This window comes from Streptomyces sp. Inha503 (assembly GCF_047215865.1).
Lineage (GTDB): Bacteria > Actinomycetota > Actinomycetes > Streptomycetales > Streptomycetaceae > Streptomyces > Streptomyces lycopersici.
Map to the genome: position 1 here is coordinate 7,726,595 of NZ_CP178360.1, position 16,839 is coordinate 7,743,433.

The 16,839-nt window shown below is 71.6% G+C and carries 13 protein-coding genes; 2 read left to right on the top strand and 11 right to left on the bottom strand.

Translation table 11 applies throughout. The features are described 5' to 3' along the window. Window positions 1-109 precede the first annotated feature (109 nt). The 5 genes from ACJX2R_RS32810 to ACJX2R_RS32830 form a co-directional block, all read right to left on the bottom strand. Window positions 110-2,524 carry an FtsX-like permease family protein gene (locus ACJX2R_RS32810; protein ID WP_413103076.1) on the bottom strand — a complete coding sequence of 805 codons (2,415 nt, stop codon included), beginning with the start codon at window positions 2,522-2,524 and terminating at the stop codon, window positions 110-112. Beyond that, window positions 2,521-3,207 carry an ABC transporter ATP-binding protein gene (locus ACJX2R_RS32815; protein WP_413103077.1) on the bottom strand — a complete coding sequence of 229 codons (687 nt, stop codon included), beginning with the start codon at window positions 3,205-3,207 and terminating at the stop codon, window positions 2,521-2,523. Before ACJX2R_RS32815 ends, ACJX2R_RS32810 begins: the two co-directional genes overlap by 4 nt. Continuing rightward, entirely contained in the window at window positions 3,204-3,728 is a 525-nt protein-coding gene (locus tag ACJX2R_RS32820) for a PadR family transcriptional regulator (RefSeq protein WP_262702997.1), read from the bottom strand. The genes ACJX2R_RS32815 and ACJX2R_RS32820 overlap by 4 nt, the downstream gene beginning before the upstream one ends. Before the next feature lie 79 nt (window positions 3,729-3,807). Further along, the gene (locus tag ACJX2R_RS32825) at window positions 3,808-4,056 is read right to left on the bottom strand and encodes a hypothetical protein (RefSeq protein WP_413105997.1); all 249 of its coding nucleotides are present in this window, start codon (window positions 4,054-4,056) and stop codon (window positions 3,808-3,810) included. A 47-nt stretch (window positions 4,057-4,103) separates the two neighbouring features. After that, the gene (locus tag ACJX2R_RS32830; RefSeq protein WP_413103078.1) at window positions 4,104-5,060 is read right to left on the bottom strand and encodes an SPFH domain-containing protein; all 957 of its coding nucleotides are present in this window, start codon (window positions 5,058-5,060) and stop codon (window positions 4,104-4,106) included. A 216-nt stretch (window positions 5,061-5,276) separates the two neighbouring features. On the opposite strand from ACJX2R_RS32830, the gene ACJX2R_RS32835 reads away from it, so the two are divergent. Then, complete coding sequence (locus ACJX2R_RS32835) at window positions 5,277-7,511, top strand: transglycosylase domain-containing protein (RefSeq protein ID WP_413103079.1); 2,235 nt, start codon at window positions 5,277-5,279, stop codon at window positions 7,509-7,511. A 61-nt stretch (window positions 7,512-7,572) separates the two neighbouring features. Here ACJX2R_RS32835 and ACJX2R_RS32840 read toward each other — a convergent pair whose 3' ends face one another. From ACJX2R_RS32840 to ACJX2R_RS32850, 3 genes are read right to left on the bottom strand one after another with little or no spacing between them, the layout of a single operon-like run. Beyond that, entirely contained in the window at window positions 7,573-9,006 is a 1,434-nt protein-coding gene (locus ACJX2R_RS32840; RefSeq protein ID WP_413103080.1) for an Nramp family divalent metal transporter, read from the bottom strand. Window positions 9,007-9,057: 51 nt separating this feature from the next. Then, window positions 9,058-10,854, bottom strand: coding sequence for a bifunctional sugar phosphate isomerase/epimerase/4-hydroxyphenylpyruvate dioxygenase family protein (locus tag ACJX2R_RS32845; RefSeq protein ID WP_413103081.1), 1,797 nt, complete (start codon window positions 10,852-10,854; stop codon window positions 9,058-9,060). A gap of 2 nt (window positions 10,855-10,856) precedes the next feature. Continuing rightward, a complete protein-coding gene (locus tag ACJX2R_RS32850) occupies window positions 10,857-11,777 on the bottom strand; it encodes a shikimate dehydrogenase (protein WP_413103082.1) in 921 nt (306 codons plus the stop codon). A gap of 114 nt (window positions 11,778-11,891) precedes the next feature. Between ACJX2R_RS32850 and ACJX2R_RS32855 the strand changes: the two genes are divergently transcribed. Continuing rightward, entirely contained in the window at window positions 11,892-12,539 is a 648-nt protein-coding gene (locus ACJX2R_RS32855) for a TetR/AcrR family transcriptional regulator (protein ID WP_044570640.1), read from the top strand. Window positions 12,540-12,600: 61 nt separating this feature from the next. On the opposite strand, the gene ACJX2R_RS32860 is transcribed toward ACJX2R_RS32855, so the two are convergent. From ACJX2R_RS32860 to ACJX2R_RS32870, 3 genes are all read right to left on the bottom strand, one after another. Continuing rightward, complete coding sequence (locus tag ACJX2R_RS32860; RefSeq protein WP_413103083.1) at window positions 12,601-15,192, bottom strand: SpoIIE family protein phosphatase; 2,592 nt, start codon at window positions 15,190-15,192, stop codon at window positions 12,601-12,603. Between the two features lie 57 nt (window positions 15,193-15,249). Then, on the bottom strand, window positions 15,250-15,969 hold the full coding sequence (locus tag ACJX2R_RS32865) for a class I SAM-dependent methyltransferase (RefSeq protein WP_262703512.1): 720 nt from the start codon (window positions 15,967-15,969) through the stop codon (window positions 15,250-15,252). Between the two features lie 134 nt (window positions 15,970-16,103). Beyond that, entirely contained in the window at window positions 16,104-16,805 is a 702-nt protein-coding gene (locus ACJX2R_RS32870; protein WP_413103084.1) for a DUF402 domain-containing protein, read from the bottom strand. Window positions 16,806-16,839: the final 34 nt, after the last annotated feature.

The window sequence follows — 16,839 nt, forward strand, 5'->3', positions numbered from 1 at the left end:
CGTCTGCCGGGAATCACCCACACGGGTGGCATAATCGCCGAAAACCCGGCGCCGGGGATCGTTTCCGCAGGTGGGAACGGTCCCCGGCACCGGGTGGGGGCGGCCGGGCCTACTCCGTCCGCAGACCCTCCGGCCGCATCATCCGCCACAGCGGCGGCAGGCTGACCAGGGTCACCAGCAGGATGACCCCACCGCCGACACCGGTCATGGTGCCGAGCCCGGTCCAGTCCACGGCCAGCGGCTGGCCGACCATCTTCAGCAGCAGCACGCCCAGCGCCAGCCCGCCCGCGATCGACAGCGCCAGCCCCAGCGCCACCGGGACCGCGGTCTGCCAGAGCACGGACCAGCTGAGCGTGGTGCGCCGGGTGCCGAAGGCGACCAGGACGGACAGCAGCCGCTTGCGTTCGCGGAGCTGCTCCAGAGTGGTCACGATCATGCTGGCCCCGATGAGCAGCAGGGTCGCGGTGGCGCCGATGAACAGGGCCTTGCGGATGACCTGGAACTCATCCGACTGCGAGGTGCTGCTGAGCGGCATGACATCCATCGCCGGGGAGAGCGCCGCGCTGGCGTTGCGCACGTACTCGACCCCGTCCGGGACCTTCGGGTCCAGCCGGATCATGGCAGCCGCCCGGGGGTCCGGCAGATCGGCGACGTCGAAGGCGCCGGGGGTGGCGAAGATGCCGGTGCGTTCGCTTCCGGTTGGGTCCTGCCGGGGCTTCACCTTCGTGGCCGAGCCGGGGATCGTCCACAGCTTCTTCTTGCGCAGATCCGGCGTACCGTCGTCGCGGTAGGCGAGGTTGACCTTGGCGCCCGGTTTGGCGAAGCCCTTCCCTTCCCCGTAGTACTCCTGCGAATCGATGAGGAAGACATCGCCGTTCTTACAGCTGGTGATGCGGACCACCTCGCGGAGCGTGGGGCAGTCGGCGACGGTGATGGCCTCTTCCGGGACCGACGTCGGGTCGTCCTTGCTGTGGCGCACATCGGAGATGTAGTCCTCGGTGACACCGAGCAGATCGCGTACGCCCTTGGTCGCGCGGTACCGCGCGAAGGCGTCACGGGCCTGGTCGCCGTCGCTCACCGGGACGTTCGCTATCAGCTGGGCGCGGTTCGGGTCCTGGCCGGTGTCCTCGCGGTCCTGGGCCCCCACGCTGGCGAAGAGCATCTGGAGCGCGATGGCCCCGGCGACGGCGACTGTGATGCCGCTGACCGCGCGCGAGGCGGTGCCGCTGCTGAGCTGGAGCCGGCGGGTGGCGAGCTGCCAGGGCACCGAGCCCCGGCCGCCGAACCGCTCCACCACGGCCTCGACGACCCAGGGCAGCAGCGCGGTGATGCCGATGAGCAGCAGGACGGCACCGGCCGCGGCCTGGTACGCCTTCATGTCGCCGCCGCCGCTGCCGGCCCCGAAACCGCCCGCGAGCGGCAGCAGCAGGGCCATGCCCAGCAGCGGCAGCAGCAGCCGCCACCACAGGCGCCGGCGCTTGGGCTTGGCGTTCCGGACCACGCCCAGCGGCTCGATGGCGATACCGCGCAGGGCGATCAGCGTGACCATGACGGCCGAGGCGGGCACGGCCGCCGCGATCACCAGGGCGAGCGGGGCGCTCGGCACGATGTCGGAGGTGAAGAAGCTGATGTCCCAGACCTCGACGCTGCCGATGACCACCCGCGCCAACAGGAACAATCCGGTGCCGACGGCGAGCCCGAGGAGGGAGCCGAAGAGCGACTCACCGGCGGCGATCCGCCGGGTCATATGGATGTCCGCGCCGACCAGCCGCAGCGCGGCCAGCCGCCGGTCGCGCCGCTCACCGCCGAAGCGGGCCGCGGTGGCGATGAAGATGAGCACCGGCAGCAGCAGCACCACACAGCCCACGATGATCAGCAGCAGCAGCGCGGGGTCCAGGGGCTGGTCCTCGCCCTTCTTATCCAGGCCCCAGTGGTCGATGTGGTACTCGGAGTTGACGTTGTCGAACGCCTTCTGGGAGATCCCCGCGTAGTAGGCGAGATCGGACGGGCCGGACAGGCCGCTGTCGCCGATCACCCCGATGGCGCGGTACGGGAAACGGTCCCGGAGCAGCTTGCCCTCGTCGGAGTCGAGCAGCTTCTTCAGCGCCGGGGAAACCCACATCTCACCGGCGGCCGGGATCCGGTCGATGCCCGGCGGCACGGGCGGTGTGCCCTTGCCGTCGGGGGCCATGACCATGCCCGTGATGTCCTGGTCGCGATATTCGGTGCCCGCGTCGCTGAGGTGGAGCGTATCGGGGCCGGGCTTCACCTCGGTGTCCCCGAAGCTGAGCGCGGAGCGCGCGTCGCCCCGCTCGTTGCGCTGCTGGTACATGGTGGGGACGGAGGAGGCCAGCAGCAGCAGCGCCACCCCCAGGCCGACGCCCACCGCCGTCATGATCGTCCTGGCCCAGCTCTCCCGGCCGCCGGTGACCGCGAACCGGCCGCCCATGGCCAGATCGGCGGCCCAGCGGGTGACGGAGACACGGGAGCGGGGCTCCTCCGCCGGGGCGTCCTGGCCGCTCATCGGACCCCTGCCATATCGCGGGCCTTGCCGTCGCGGACGACGACCTCGCGGTCGGAGTAGGCGGCGACCCGGGCCTCATGGGTGACCAGCACCACGGCGGTACGGGACTCCCGGGCGGCCTCGGTCAGCAGCTCCATCACCCGCTCGCCGTTGAGCGAGTCCAGCGCACCGGTCGGCTCGTCGGCGAAGAGCACCCGCGGCCCGGTGACCAGCGACCGGGCGACGGCGACCCGCTGCCCCTGACCGCCGGAGACCTCGCCGGGCCGCTTGTGCGCCACATCGGCGACCTCGAGCCGCTCCATCCACGCCGACGCCCGGGCCTCGGCCTCCTTGCGCTTGGTGCCGTTCAGCCGCAGCGGCAGTGCGACGTTCTCCACACAGCTCAACTCGGGGACGAGCTGGCCGAACTGGAAGACGAAGCCGAACTCGCCGCGGCGCAGACCGCTGCGCTCGGCGTCCGACAGGGCGGTCAGCTCGCGCCCGTTGTAGTGGACGGAGCCGGAGTCCGGCTTCACGATCCCGGCCAGGCAGTGGAGCAGCGTCGACTTGCCCGAGCCGGAGGGGCCCATGACGGCGACGACCTCGCCGGGGTGGATGGAGAAGTCCGCACCGTCCAGGGCGGGGGTGTGACCGTACGTCTTGTGCAGGGACGCGGCGATCAGCAAGGAGCCTGCCGGGGTCATGAACGCACCGCCTTGGCGAGTTGGCCGAGGCGGGCGGCGGTGAGTTCCAGCCAGCGCAGATCGGCCTCGAGATGGAAGAGGGCGTGGTCGCAGATGAGTTGGTCGCTGAGGTCGCCGCCGCGCTTGCGCTGCGTCAGATCGCGCATCAGCCGCAGATGTTCGGCGCGCTGGACGTCGAGGAGATCGGCCGCGTCGCGCCCGGTGAGCAGGGCGATGACGACCTTGGTGTAGAGGACCGACTGGAGGTAGGGCTCGGGCTTCTCGGGCTGGGTGAGCCAGCTCTCCACATCGGTGATGCCCGCGTCGGTGATGGCGTAGCGCTTGCGCTCCGGGCCACCGCCGTGCTCGATGCCGTCGACCTCCACCAGGCCGTTCTTCAGGAGCCGGGACATGGTCGAGTAGACCTGCCCGTAGTGCAGCGGGCGGTCGTGTCCAAATCTTTCGTCGAAGGCTCGCTTGAGGTCATAGCCGTGGCGCGGGCCGCCCTCGAGGAGTCCGAGCAGGGTGTGGCCAATTGACATGCCCAGCACTCTACACCATGCGTATACCTGGAGTGTATAGCTGCGATGGTGGGCGCGTTACCGCAGGTCAGATAGGTGATCAGGGCCGGTTCGGCTCATGGCCGGTGCCCTCCGGGCCCTCGGTGGGGTCCGCGCCCTCGGCGCCCTCGGCGGGCCGCCGCGGGGGGCGGCCCCGGCGCGGGATCGGCCGCGCCGCGCCGGGCAGCCGGCCCGCGTCCGCGAGCGCCTTGCGCAGCAGGAACTCGATCTGCGCGTTGGCGCTGCGCAGTTCGTCGTTGGCCCAGCGCGCGAGGGCGTCATGGACGGCCGGGTCGAGCCGCAGCAGCATCTGTTTGCGCTGCCGCGGCTGCCGCGCCTTGCGTCCGCTCTCGTCCGTCACTGGTACAGCGTGCCGGTGTTCAGAACGGGCTGCGGGGAGCGGTCCCCGCAGAGCACCACCATCAGATTGCTGACCATCGCGGCCTTGCGCTCCTCGTCCAGCGCCACGATCTCCTCCTCGGAGATCCGGGCCAGCGCCGCCTCGACCATGCCGACCGCGCCGTCCACGATCTGCCGGCGCGCGGCCACCACCGCGCCCGCCTGCTGGCGCTGGAGCATCGCGGAGGCGATCTCCGGGGCGTAGGCGAGGTGGGTGAAGCGGGATTCGATGATGCGGACCCCGGCCGCCTCGACCCGGGCGTGCAGTTCGATCGCGAGCTTCTCGGTGATCTCCTCGGCGTTGCCGCGCAGTGAGAGGGCGCCTTCCTCATGGGCGTCGTACGGGTACTCGATGGCGATGTGCCGGACGGCGGCCTCGGTCTGGGTGGCGACGAACTCCAGGAAGTCGTCCACCTCGAACATCGCCTGGGCGGTGTCCTCGACCTTCCAGACGACGACCGCGGCGAGCTCGATCGGGTTGCCGTAGGCGTCGTTGACCTTGAGCACCGCGGTCTCGTGGTTGCGCACCCGGGTGGAGATCTTCTCCCGGCTGGTGAGCGGGTTCACCCAGCGCAGCCCGTCGGTGCGGATGGTGCCGCGGTAGCGGCCGAAGAGCTGGACCACCCGGGCCTCGCCGGGAGCGATGGTGTTGAGGCCGCACATGGTGAGGATCGCGGCGATGATCACCACGATGCCGGAGACGATCAGCAGCGTGGACCAGGCGCCCTTGTGTTCGGCGGCGACGGCGGCGCCCGCGAGGATCAGCCCGACGCCGCCCGCGAGTCCGGCCAGGCCCCCGAGCAGGGCCAGCCCGCCGCTGACGTTGCGCGCGGGCCGCTCCCGTACCCGCGGCTCCGGGAGGGAGGGTATGTCGGCCTGGCCGGTGATGGGGTCGGTTGAGGTGGCGTCGGACATGGCGTGCTCCCCGTTTCGTTCGGTGGTGTGTCTAGCAAAGTGATAGCACATTACGAAGGGGTGGCAACCCTTGGCGCCCGTAATCCGTCAGTTCCCTTGGAGCGGGTGCTTTTTGTCACCTTCGGAAAAAGCTAGATCGATGGGCATTTGAGGGTTGTTGCGGTGTTAGTTTCATGAGCTGGCCTGGGGGGCTTACGGACTGGAGCGGCGGGAGCGATGGGTAGAGCGGAAGAGCGACGCGCGCGGCAGAAGAGCGCTCGCAGAGCCAAGAAGGCGGCGAAGTCGGGGGGCATACGCCGCTTCTTCACCTGGAAGTGGCTGCTGGGGTACGTCCTGGGGCTCGGTGTGCTGCTCGTCGGGGCGTTCTTCGTCCTCTATCTGTTGGTCGAGGTTCCGCCCGCCAACGCCGCGGCCAAGGCCGAGGCCAACATCTACAAGTACGGCGACGGCACGATCATGGCGAAGACGGGTGACGTCAACCGTGAGTCCGTACCGCTGTCCAAGATCCCCAAGGAGGTGCAGCACACCTTCGTCGCCGCCGAGAACAAGGACTTCTACGGAGACTCCGGCGTCTCGTTCACCGGCACCGCCCGCGGTCTCATCAACACCGCGCTGGGCCGGGGCAAACAGGGTGGGTCCACCATCACCCAGCAGTACGTCAAGAACTACTACCTGAGCCAGGAACAGACCGTCAGCCGCAAGCTCAAGGAGCTGGTGATCTCGCTCAAGGTCGACCAGCAGAAGTCCAAGGACTACATCCTCGCGGGCTACATCAACACCAGCTACTACGGCCGCGGCGCCTACGGCATCCAGGCGGCCGCCCGCGCGTACTACAACAAGGACGTCGAGGACCTCAACGTCGAGCAGGGCGCCTATCTCGCGTCGGTGCTCCAGGCGCCCAGCCAGTACGACTGGTCGGCGGCGGGCCCCAACGGCAAGCGGCAGGTGAAGGCGCGCTGGAACTACGTCCTCAACAACATGGTCGAGAAGGACTGGCTGTCCAAGAGCGAGCGCGAGGGCATGAAGTTCGACGTCCCGGTCCCGCCGCGGCCCATCCCCGGACGCGACGGCCAGGCGGGCTATCTCATCGACGCCGCCAACAAGGAGCTGATCAAGGCCGGGGTCTCGGAGAACGAGATCGAGGCCGGCGGCTGGACGATCACCCTCAACATCGACAAGAAGAAGCAGAAGGCGCTGGAGAAGGCGGTCCGCACCGAGCTGACGGACAAGCTTGACCCCAAGAAGCGCAAGGTCGACAAGTACGCCCAGGTCGGCGCGGTTTCGGTGGATCCGGAGTCCGGCGGTGTGGTGGCGATGTACGGAGGCACGGGCTACACCGAGCACTACTACAACAACGCCACCCGCGAGGACTACCAGCCCGCCTCCACCTTCAAACCGCTGATCCTGGCCGCGGGGCTGGAGAACGGCTCCACCACGCAGGACAGCACCCCGATCACGGCGAGCACCATCTACGACGGCACCAGCAAGCGGCCGGTCAAGGGCTCGATCACCGGCTTCGCCCCGCCGAACGAGGACAACAAGTCCTACGGCCCCATCTCCGTCCAGAAGGCGATGAACAACTCCGTCAACTCCGTCTTCGCGCAGATGGCGGTGGACGTGGGCCTGGACAAGGTGAAGAACACCGCCATCGACCTCGGCATGAACAAGGACGCGGGCGGCTTCGACGTGCGCCCCGCGATGTCCCTGGGCGTGATGGGCGCCAGCCCGCGCGACATGGCCGGGGTCTACGCGACCCTCGACAACCACGGCAAGAAGGTCACCCCGGCGATCGTGAAGTCCGCCGAGAAGGGCGATGAGCGGCCCCAGTTGCCCGATCCCACCAACGGCCAGGCGATCAGCCGCGGCGCCGCCGACTCCGTCACCTCCGTCCTCACCGGGGTGGTCGACGACGGCACCGGCCAGGCGGTGCGGCAGCAGGGCCAGGCGGTCGCGGGCAAGACCGGCACCTCGGACGACAACAAGTCGGCCTGGTTCTCCGGCTACACCCCCGACCTGGTGACCTCCGTCGGGATGTTCGGCGAGGGCGAGAAGAAGCAGGTCTCGCTCAAGGGCACCGCGGGCGGCGGCCGCGTCAACGGCGGTGACTTCCCGGCCAGGATCTGGGCCGCGTACACCCAGTCCGCGCTGAGCGGTCAGAAGGCCTCGAAGTTCGACCTGGACACCGACATGGGGGCCGCGGTCAAGCCGCCCCCGTCGCCGAGTTCGAGCGACACCTCGGAGTCGCCGTCGTCCAGCCCGTCCTCGTCGCCGTCGAACAGCGAGTCGCCCTCCTCGTCCCCGTCGTCCAGCCCGTCGTCCAGCGCGTCGTCGAGCGCCTCGTCGTCGGCGTCCCCCTCGGACGGCGGAGACTCCCCGAGCCCGCCCGACCCGTCGAGCTCGGCCTCGGGTGACGCCGACGGCGGCGGCATCCTCCGCAGAGACCAGGAGTGACGGCCGGTGCGGGCGTGCCGAGGGGCGCGCCCGCACCGCACCGCGGGGACCTGCGTTCGGGTCAGAAGTTCTCCTCGAGCTGGCTCTTCAGCATCGCGAGGGCGAAGAAGCCGTAGAAGCCGATGGCCAGCAGCATCATGCCCAGCCGCGGCCCCCGCAGCCGTACGGCGGCCGGCAGATCGCGGCGGTTGAGCCGGATCAGCAGCGCCGTGTAGACGAGGGTGACGATGGAGGCGGTGCAGGTGGAGATGGTCAGCAGCACGATCGGCTGGTTCACCCCGGACAGCAGGATCGCCGAGCCGATGGCGACCTCGGCCCACACCACCGCGAAGTACAGCCGTCCCTCGGTCCAGAAGGCCGAATCGCGCAGGTAGTTGCGCTTGGTGAAGTCGCTGACCACCCGTCCGATGATGTCGAGCAGACCGATCGAGGCGGCCCAGAGCGAGACCGTCGCCACCGCGAAGAACAGGATCTTGAGCCAGTCGCCCACCTGCTGCCCCAGCAGATCGCCCTGGAGCCGCAGGAACTCCGGGCTGTTCTCCACATCGTCGCGTCCGAAGAGGGTTTCGTACGCGAGCATGCTCATCAGCCCGATCGTCACCAGGCAGATCACGAAGAACGACACGATGTGCTCGGTGTTGGCCCGCCGCCACCACACCCGCCAGCGGGCCAGATTGGCCTCGTCCTGCGGAAAGGCGTAGCGGTCGGCGCCCGATGCCTCCGACTGGCCGGTGATGGGAGAGACCAGCTTGGGGACATGGGCGCCCATGCCGTAGCCCTTGTCCCGGATCCAGTTGCTGAGCACCAGGTTGTGCACCCCGCCCGCCCCGGCGGCGCCCAGCGCGCTGAGGATCATGGTGAAGGTGATGCCGTCCGGGATCCGGCCGGCGCCGGTGACGGTCTTCTCGCCCGCCGTGGTCCAGGTGTGCCAGCCGATGACGGCGACCGCGACGACGGCGAGGAAGAACAGCGTCAGGATGACCTTGACCAGTTCGACCTTCTCGATCGTGCGGTAGACCACCGGTGAGACGGTCAGCACCACCCCGAAGCCCACCAGCGAGCCCACGGTGATCCAGACGACATCGCCGCCGCCGGTCAGATAGGTGAGCACGGTCGATCCGGAGGTGGCCCAGCCCGGCCACACGTACTGGAACGCCCCGGCCAGGCAGATCAGGATGCCCCACGCCCTGGACCAGCGGGAGAAACCGGCGACCACGGTCTGCCCGGTGGCCAGGGTGTAGCGCTCGATCTCCAGGTTGATCACCGTCTGGATGGCCAGGGTCACCACCGCGAGCCACAGCAGCCCGAGCCCGCCGACCGAGGTCAGATACGGCCAGAGGATGATCTCGCCCGCCGCCATGCCGATCCCGACGGCGACGACCCCCGGCCCGACCATCGTGCGCAGCGGTGGTGGATCGGGCAGATCGAGGCAGTCGGGCGGGGCGGCGGTGGGGGACGGGCGCTGGGCGGACGGTGTCGACGACGCTGACGACATGGCGGCTCCTCGGGGGACGGCGAGGCCGTTTCCGGACGGGGGATTGGGGGTTCAGCGGGTGCGGGCGTGCTGGGCGGCCAGGCGTACGGGCGCGTTGGCCGCGCCATAGCCCTGGTAGCCGTCGATCCGCTGGACGATCTCGAAGAAGACCCGGCCGACGGTGGCCGTGTAGAGGTGCAGGAAGGTGCCGCTGTCGTCCCGGTCGTAGAGCAGACCGAGTTCCCGCAGGGTGCGATGGAGCCCGGGGTCGAGCTCATGGCGCGCTTCGAGGTCGTCGTAGTAGTTGTCGGGGATGGGCAGCAGGGGCGCGCCGCGTTCCCTCAGCCGGCGCGCGGTGGCGACGATGTCCCGGCTGTGCAGCGCGATGTGCTGCCACAGCGAGCCGGACGGGCCCGAACCCGGGCGGATCTGGGCGACGTTGAGCGCGAGCCGTACCGAGCCGTCGGCGCCCGAGACGGCCCGGCTGCGCAGCAGCCCGTACGGATCGGCCAGTTCCAGGGACTCGTGCGGCCGCAGTCCCAGGACGGCGCGGTAGAACAGCGAGGCCTCGTCGAAGTGGTGCCGGGGCTGGGTGAGCGCCACATGGTCGATATGGGTGATCCCGGCGGGGGAGGCGGAGGCGGCGCGCGGGGTGAAGTCGCCGGTCCAGCTGGGGTGGTCGGGGTGTTCGGTGCGGCAGAAGAAGAGCTCGGTGGAGTCGGGCGCGGCGACCGCGTCCAGCGGGGCGTCCGCCACGGCCCGGTGGCGCGGCAGTACGGGGGCGAGCAGGGCCCGCGCCCGGCCCGCGGAGGCGGCCGGGTCGGGGGTCTCCAGGCCGATGGCGGCGAGCGCCGGTTCGGGGTGCCCGGTGGTGGCGTCGAGGCCGGAGTTGAGGACGATCCGGGCGTCGCCCTGCTCCCAGAGCTCCACGGGCTTGGAGTGGTGGCGGCCGGTGCGGGCGAAGCCCAGCCCGGTCAGCAGCGCGGGCAGCTCGGGGCCGGTGGAGGCCAGTTCGGCGAAGGCGAAGCCGGTGGGGACGACGGGCGCGGGCAGATCGGTGCGGCCCGCGGCCTCCTCCAGGGCGATCAGCGAGCGCAGCGCGTCCACGGCGGTGCGGGCGGTGTCGCCCTGCCGGAAGACGTCGTTGAAGACCTCCAGGGACAGCGGCCCTTCGTAGCCGGTCCGCAGCACGTGCTCCAGCAGCCCGGCCACGTCGAGGCCGCCCTGGCCGGGGAAGCAGCGGTAGTGGCGGCTCCACTGGAGGACGTCCATGGCCATCAGCGGGGCGTCGGCGAGCTGAAGGAAGAAGATCTTCTCGCCGGGGATCTCCTCGATGCCCTTGGGGTCCGAGCCGCGCGAGAGGATGTGGAAGCTGTCCAGGCAGGTGCCGAGCGCGGGGTGGTCGGCCTGCCGGACGATCCGCCAGGCGTGGTCGTAGGTGTTCACATGCCGTCCCCAGGCCAGCGCCTCGTAGGCGATGCGGATGCCGTGGGCGGCGGCCCGCTCGGCCAGGAGGCGCAGTTGCCCGGCGGCGAGGGCGTCGTCGTCGAGGGCGGCGGGGGAGACGCTGGAGCACACCAGCATCAGATCCGCCCCGAGCCGCTCCATGACCGCGAACTTCTTCTCGGCCCGGCGCAGCGTGCGGGCCAGGAGCTCCTCGGGGACGGCCTCGACATCACGGAAGGGCTGGAAGAGGTCGATGGTGAGGCCGAGTTCGGCGGCCCGGTCCCGGATCCGCTCCGGTGACAGCGGGCTGGCCAGCAGGTCGTTCTCGAAGATCTCGACCCCGTCGAAACCGGCGGCGGCGATGGCGGTGAGCTTCTCCTCGAGGGTGCCGCTGAGGCACACGGTGGCGATGGACTTGCGCATGATCAGCCTCCGGCGGGGAGCTCGAGCAGGTCGGAGAGGTCGGCGAGCATCCGTGTCGCGTCGGGTTCGCGGCCGGTGAAGAGGCGGAAGGCGTCGGCGGCCTGGAAGACGGCCATGCCGCCCCCGTCCAGGGTGCGGCAGCCGGCCGCACGGGCGGCGGCCAGCAGCGGGGTCTCCAGCGGGCGGTAGACCACCTCGGCGACCCACAGCCCGGCCCGCAGCAGCTCCACGGGCAGCGGCAGCCCGGGGTGGGCGGCCATCCCGGTGGGGGTGGCGTGCACCAGCCCGTCGGCGCCGCCGACGGCCGCCGGGAGCCCGCCGGGCGCGACGGTACGGACCCGGGCCGCGCCGAACCGTGTCGCCAGCGTCCCGGCGAGCCCGGCGGCCCGCGCCGGGTCGGTGTCGGCCAGCGTCAGCCGGTCGGCGCCGACGGTCAGCAGGGCGTGGGCGACGGCGGCGCCCGCCCCGCCCGCGCCGAGCAGCACGATCTCGCCGGTGGGCGCGTCGGGCAGACCGCGGGCGAAGGAGCGGGCGAAGCCGGACCAGTCGGTGTTGTGGCCGATGGCCCGGCCGTCCTCGCCGAAGACCACCGTATTGACCGCGCCGAGCAGCGCGGCGTCCTCCGACAGCCCGTCGAGGTGTTCGATCACCGTCTGCTTGCAGGGATGGGTGATGTTGAGCCCGTCGAAGCCCAGCCGGGCGGCGGCCCGCACCAGCTCGCCGACCCCGTCCGGGCCGAGCCCCAGCGGATCGATGTCGATCAGGCGGTAGAGATACCGCAGCCCGTGGCGGTCGGCCTCGCGCTGGTGGAGGGCGGGGGAGAGCGAGGGGCCCACTCCGGATCCGACCAGCCCCACCAGACAGGACTCCGGCCCCTCCCGGCCCTCCGCCGGGCCTCGTGACTGCCGTGCACTGCCCCGCATACCGGTGACCTCCCGCCTTCCGGGTTAATGTACGAACTGGTTCGTTAGTAGCGTGGACAGTAAAGGCCCAGGACCGCCCTCTTGTGAACCCCCTGGACGTAGAGTGGCCCCAGCATGAGCGATCAGCCGCCGAAGAACAGCCGCCTCCGCGACGCCGTCCGCACCCAGGCCGAGATCCTGGACGTCGCCACCCGCGAATTCGCCGAACGCGGCTACGCCGGGGCCCGCGTCGACGAGATAGCCGCCCTCACCCGCACCACCAAGCGGATGATCTACTACTACTTCGGCGGCAAGGAGCAGCTCTACATCAAGGTTCTGGAGCGCGCCTACACCGGTATCCGCGAGGCCGAACAGGCCGTGGACGTCACCGGTCTCGACCCCGCCGGGGCCATCCGGCACCTGGCCGAGCTGACCTTCGACCACCACACCGAACATGCCGACTTCATCCGGCTGGTGTCCATCGAGAACATCCACCGGGCCGAGCACCTGGCCAAGTCCGAGACGCTGGCCAAGGCCGGCACCCCGGTGATCGACCTGATCTCCGGGATCCTGGCCCGCGGCCGGGAGCAGGGCGTGTTCCGGGACGACGCCGACGCCGTCGACGTCCACATGATGATCAGCTCATTCGCCGTCTTCCCGGTGGCCAACCAGCACACCTTCGGCACCCTCTTCGGCCGCGACCCCCTGGACCCGGGGCGCCGCGCCCACTACCGCCGGATGGTCGGCGACATGGTCGTGGCGTACCTGCGCACCGGGTCCTGAACCGTACGGCGACCAAACGGCGACCGTACCGCGCAGGACCCGTCACGAACGGGGGCGGGCCTCAGGACGGCATCGCGAGCTCGAACCAGACGACCTTGCCCGTGGACAGCCGGGTCGCGCCCCAGCGCCGCGCCATCCGGTTCACCAGATACAGCCCGCGCCCGCCCTCGTCGGACGGCCGGGCCTGGCGCAGCCGGGGCAGCTGCGGCACATCGTCGCCGACCTCGCAGCGCAGGACGTCCGTGCGCAGCAGCCGCAGCGTGATGGGCCGCTCCGCGTAGCGCACCGCGTTGGTCACCACCTCGCTGACCAGCAACTCCACCGCGTCCGTCAGATCGTCCAGGTCCCAGCGGGCCAGCGCCCGGCGGGCCAGCCGGCGCGCCTGCCCGGCGGTCTGCGCCTTGGGGTCCAGGAACCAGTACGCGACATCGCTGGGCGCGATGCCCTCGAACCGGGCCGCGAGCAGCGCCACGTCGTCGTCGCGGTCGCCGGGCCCGAGCATGTCCAGCACCTCGTCGCACAGCGGCTCCAGCGGCGGCGGGTTGGGGCCGGTGAGCCGGGCGGTCGCGGTCAGCCGCTCCCGCAGCTGCTCGATCCCGGTCCACACATCGCGCATCCGCGACTCGACCAGGCCGTCGGTGTAGAGCATCAGGGTGGCCCCGGCGGGCGCGTCCAGCTCGACCGCCTCGAAGTCGACGCCGCCGACCCCGATCGGCGCCCCCGGCGGCACCCGCAGCACCTCGGCGCGGCCGCCCCGGTGCAGCAGGAGCGGCGGCGGATGGCCCGCGTTGGCCACCACGATGCGGTGCGCGACCGGGTCGTAGACCGCGTACAGGCAGGTGGCCATGCGGTCGGTGCCCAGCCGCTGGGCCTGCTCGTCGAGGTGGTGCAGCACCTCCTGGGGCGGCAGGTCGAGCCCGGCGAGGGTCTGCGCGGTGGTGCGCAGCTGGCCCATGATCGCGGCCGAGGTCATGGAGTGGCCCATGACGTCGCCGACCACCAGCGCCACCCGGTTGCCCGGCAGCGGGATCGCGTCGTACCAGTCGCCGCCGACCCGCGCGGTCTCGGCCGCGGGCAGATAGCGGCTGGCCAGCCGGACGCCGGTGGGCTGGGGCAGCGAGTCGGGCAGCATGGTGCGCTGGAGCTCGTCCGCGATGTACACCTCGCGCCCGTACAGCACCGCCTTGTCGACGCCGAGCGCGGTGTGGGTGGCCAACTGGGCGGCCACCAGCAGATCGTCGGGTTCGAACGGCGGCCGGTCCGGGCGGCGTACGAAGACGGCCGCGCCGATCACCCGGCGGCGGCCGCGCAGCGGCGCCAGCACGGTGCGCTGACCGGTCGCCACCGAGGGGCCCTCGCCCAGCAGTTCCGGCAGCGCGGCACGGGCGGCCTGCGAGTCGCCGAAGACCGGCCGCACCCCGCGCAGCACCTCGGCCAGCGGGCCGCCCGCCTCCACCTCGCACAGCTCGGCGGCCGGCCCGCCGCCCACGGCGGGCGACAGATCAGGCTGGGAGGGCAGCAGCGACAGCCGGCCGCTGTCGGTGTCCGGGTCCAGCGGGATCCGGTCGGTGCGGCGCAGCCGCAGCACCACCGGGCCGACCGGGCGCTCGTCGCCGACCGGCAGCGGATCGCGCAGATAGACGAGGATCGCGTCGGCGAAGGTGGGCACGGTGGCCCGGCACAGGCCCAGCACGATCTCGTCCAGGTCGATGCCCCGGGCGATCCGGCGGGTGGCGGCCCCCACGAACCGCAGCCGGTCGCCGCCCCGGTCCCGCGCGGTGGCCGCCTCGGCGGCCGCGGAGCCGCCCGCGGGCGGAACGGTGGGCACGCCGCCCTCCGGCGCGCTGTAGCCGACCTCACCCGCCGTGGCGGCCGCGGTGTGGGCGTCGCCGGATCCGGCGGCTCCGCGGGCGTCGTTGGATCCGGGTGCTGTGTGTGCTTCGCCGGCCCCGGCCGCCGCATGGGCCTCGCCGGATCCGGTCGCCGTATGTGCTTCACCGGCCCCGGCCGTCGCGGAAGCCTCGGCCGGGCGCTCCGGATGCTCGCCCGCGCCGGTGCCCCGGCACGCCGCCTCCCGGCCGCGCCCGTCGCCCTGGGCGGCCGGGGGCTGCTCATCGGGGCCGGTGCCGCCGTTCGCTCCCGGCCGGCGCGACGCGCCTCTTGCGGCATTGCGATCCGCGTCCCACACAGGCTCGCCCTCCGGTGTGCCGTGCTCCGGCTGCGCCGGGTGCTCGCTCTCCGCCGTGTTCCGGCGCTCCCTGCCTCCGCCACCGCGCGCCGCGGCGGCGCTCCCTCGCTTCCCGGCCCCGTCCGCCCCGGCCGCGCCGCTCCCGCCGCGGCCACGGCGCGCGGACCCCGTCCGGTCGGCGCCCTCGCCGCGCTCGGGCGCGGCGCCGCGCCCTCTGGTGCGGGGCGCGGGCTCCCCGGCGGGACCCGGGGGTCCGTCGTGGGCCGCCGGGCCGGCCGGGCCGTCCGGGCGGTAGGCCGGACGCGGGCGGCCGTCGCCCGGCTCCTGGCCGGGGGCAGCCGTCTGCCGCACGGCGGTCCGCGGGTCCGGGACCGCGCCGTGCGCGTCGTCGGGCGCGGCCGCGCCCGGGGCGGCGGCAGAGGTGGCCGCCTGCCGCCTGTTGTGGGAGGTGGGGTGCTCCGTCACGCGTGGGTTTCCATCCGTCCGGGGCCGTACGCCCGCGTCTCGTGGGCGCACCGAGTGTCAGGCACGTCGTCGGCAGTTCAGATAGAGCTGGATCTCGGGTGGTACGTCCGTGCTGGCCGGGGCGTACGCGTGCGAGTCCTCCCCGGTGATCTCGAAGCCCGCATCGCGGACGGCCTGGCGCAGCTCGTCCCGCAGATAACCGGATACCCGGACCGAGTTGCCGAGGAACGGAATGGGGAAGTCGTCGATGTCCGCCTCCACCATGCCGAGCCCCAGCAGCCCTCCGGGTCTCAAACAGGCGTACAGGGCCCGCAGTGCGTACGGGATCTCCGGGCGGGGCAGCAGCAGCAGCGTGAAGTAGGCCGCGATGCCGTCGAACGGGCCGAGCTCCCGGGGGCCTCCGGGGCCGTACCGGCCGCCCACCCGCAGATCGACGATGTCCACATGGTGGAAGGTGGCCTCCGGCACATTGTCCCGGGCCAGCTTGAGCATCCCCGGGGAGATGTCGATCCCGACCACCTCGTGCCCCGCGTCGACCAGCTGACGGGCCGTGGGCAGGCCCGTACCGCAGCCGACGTCGAGCACCCGGGAGCCGGGCGGAAGCGTTTCGGCCAGCCAGCGGCCGGCGTCGAGCTGGCCCTCCTTGTGCGGAAAGGCGTCGTCGTAGCGGTCGCCGATGTGGTCGAAGGCCTCCGCCTGACCGCTGCGGTCCAGTGCCAGGCGGTCGAAGTCCTCGTAGCCCTCGTAACCGTCCCCGTGCTCGTCCTCACCGCTCACCACTCCGCCCCCTCCTGTGACATTACGTCAGATCTTGCGCATCGCCCGTGACTTGCGCCGGCGTCTGGTGTCCCGCATGGGCAGTGTTCCGGACGACGATCCTACGTTTGAAACACTGGGACACGACAAGAGGTTCATGACCTCGAGTGTGCCGAGGTGTGCTTCTTGTCCGTACGGCCCCAGTCCGCCGGAAGCGCGGGCACGGACCACGCGGGGTCGGGCCGCCAGCTCTCCCACCCGTCCCGGAAGGGCGCTCCCCAGGACTCGATGGCCGCCGTGGCCGCCCGCCCCGCGGCCCGGACCCGCTCCGCCTGCTCGGGACCCATCAGCCCGGCCCGCTGCGCCTGCGCGAACTCGTCCTCGTCCTTCCATTCCCAGCTGCGGTCGGCGTAGACCGCGATGTCCAGGAAGTGGTCCTCGGAGTCCACTCCGCGGTCCCAGCGGACCAGTGGCTCCTCCAGGTTCACGTACCAGTTCCGGAACCGCCAGCCATGGTCCCAGAACAGCCACACCGACCACGGTTCGCCGGGCCGGGCCAGCTTCAGCACACCGGTGCCGAACCACTGGGACAGCGCGGTGGTCCGCGGCTTGGTGTACCGGGTGGACAGCGGCTCGTGGTGCACCGAGGTGCCGTCGGTGAGCTGCGGTTTGACGCAGACGGTGCCGGGGGCGAGCCAGACGGCCAGCAGTTCGGCGGTGTCCTCGACGACGGTCACGGGACGGCAGATGTGGATGAGGTCGGAGGCGTTGGCCCGATAGCGCCACAGAATGTGGTCACCCGGTGCCCACCGGGCGGTGTCCGCCGTCCCCGTCGTCTCCACGATGTCCGCTGTCATGAGCAGATCTTAGGTGCGTACGGGCCGCGGTGCC

Coding starts and splice junctions, on each gene's coding strand:
- ACJX2R_RS32810 (WP_413103076.1), bottom strand. CDS start 2,524: ATGAGCGGCCAGGACGCCCCGGCGGAGGAGCCCCGCTCCCGTGTCTCC.
- ACJX2R_RS32815 (WP_413103077.1), bottom strand. CDS start 3,207: ATGACCCCGGCAGGCTCCTTGCTGATCGCCGCGTCCCTGCACAAGACG.
- ACJX2R_RS32820 (WP_262702997.1), bottom strand. CDS start 3,728: ATGTCAATTGGCCACACCCTGCTCGGACTCCTCGAGGGCGGCCCGCGC.
- ACJX2R_RS32825 (WP_413105997.1), bottom strand. CDS start 4,056: ATGCTGCTGCGGCTCGACCCGGCCGTCCATGACGCCCTCGCGCGCTGG.
- ACJX2R_RS32830 (WP_413103078.1), bottom strand. CDS start 5,060: ATGTCCGACGCCACCTCAACCGACCCCATCACCGGCCAGGCCGACATA.
- ACJX2R_RS32835 (WP_413103079.1), top strand. CDS start 5,277: ATGGGTAGAGCGGAAGAGCGACGCGCGCGGCAGAAGAGCGCTCGCAGA.
- ACJX2R_RS32840 (WP_413103080.1), bottom strand. CDS start 9,006: ATGTCGTCAGCGTCGTCGACACCGTCCGCCCAGCGCCCGTCCCCCACC.
- ACJX2R_RS32845 (WP_413103081.1), bottom strand. CDS start 10,854: ATGCGCAAGTCCATCGCCACCGTGTGCCTCAGCGGCACCCTCGAGGAG.
- ACJX2R_RS32850 (WP_413103082.1), bottom strand. CDS start 11,777: ATGCGGGGCAGTGCACGGCAGTCACGAGGCCCGGCGGAGGGCCGGGAG.
- ACJX2R_RS32855 (WP_044570640.1), top strand. CDS start 11,892: ATGAGCGATCAGCCGCCGAAGAACAGCCGCCTCCGCGACGCCGTCCGC.
- ACJX2R_RS32870 (WP_413103084.1), bottom strand. CDS start 16,805: ATGACAGCGGACATCGTGGAGACGACGGGGACGGCGGACACCGCCCGG.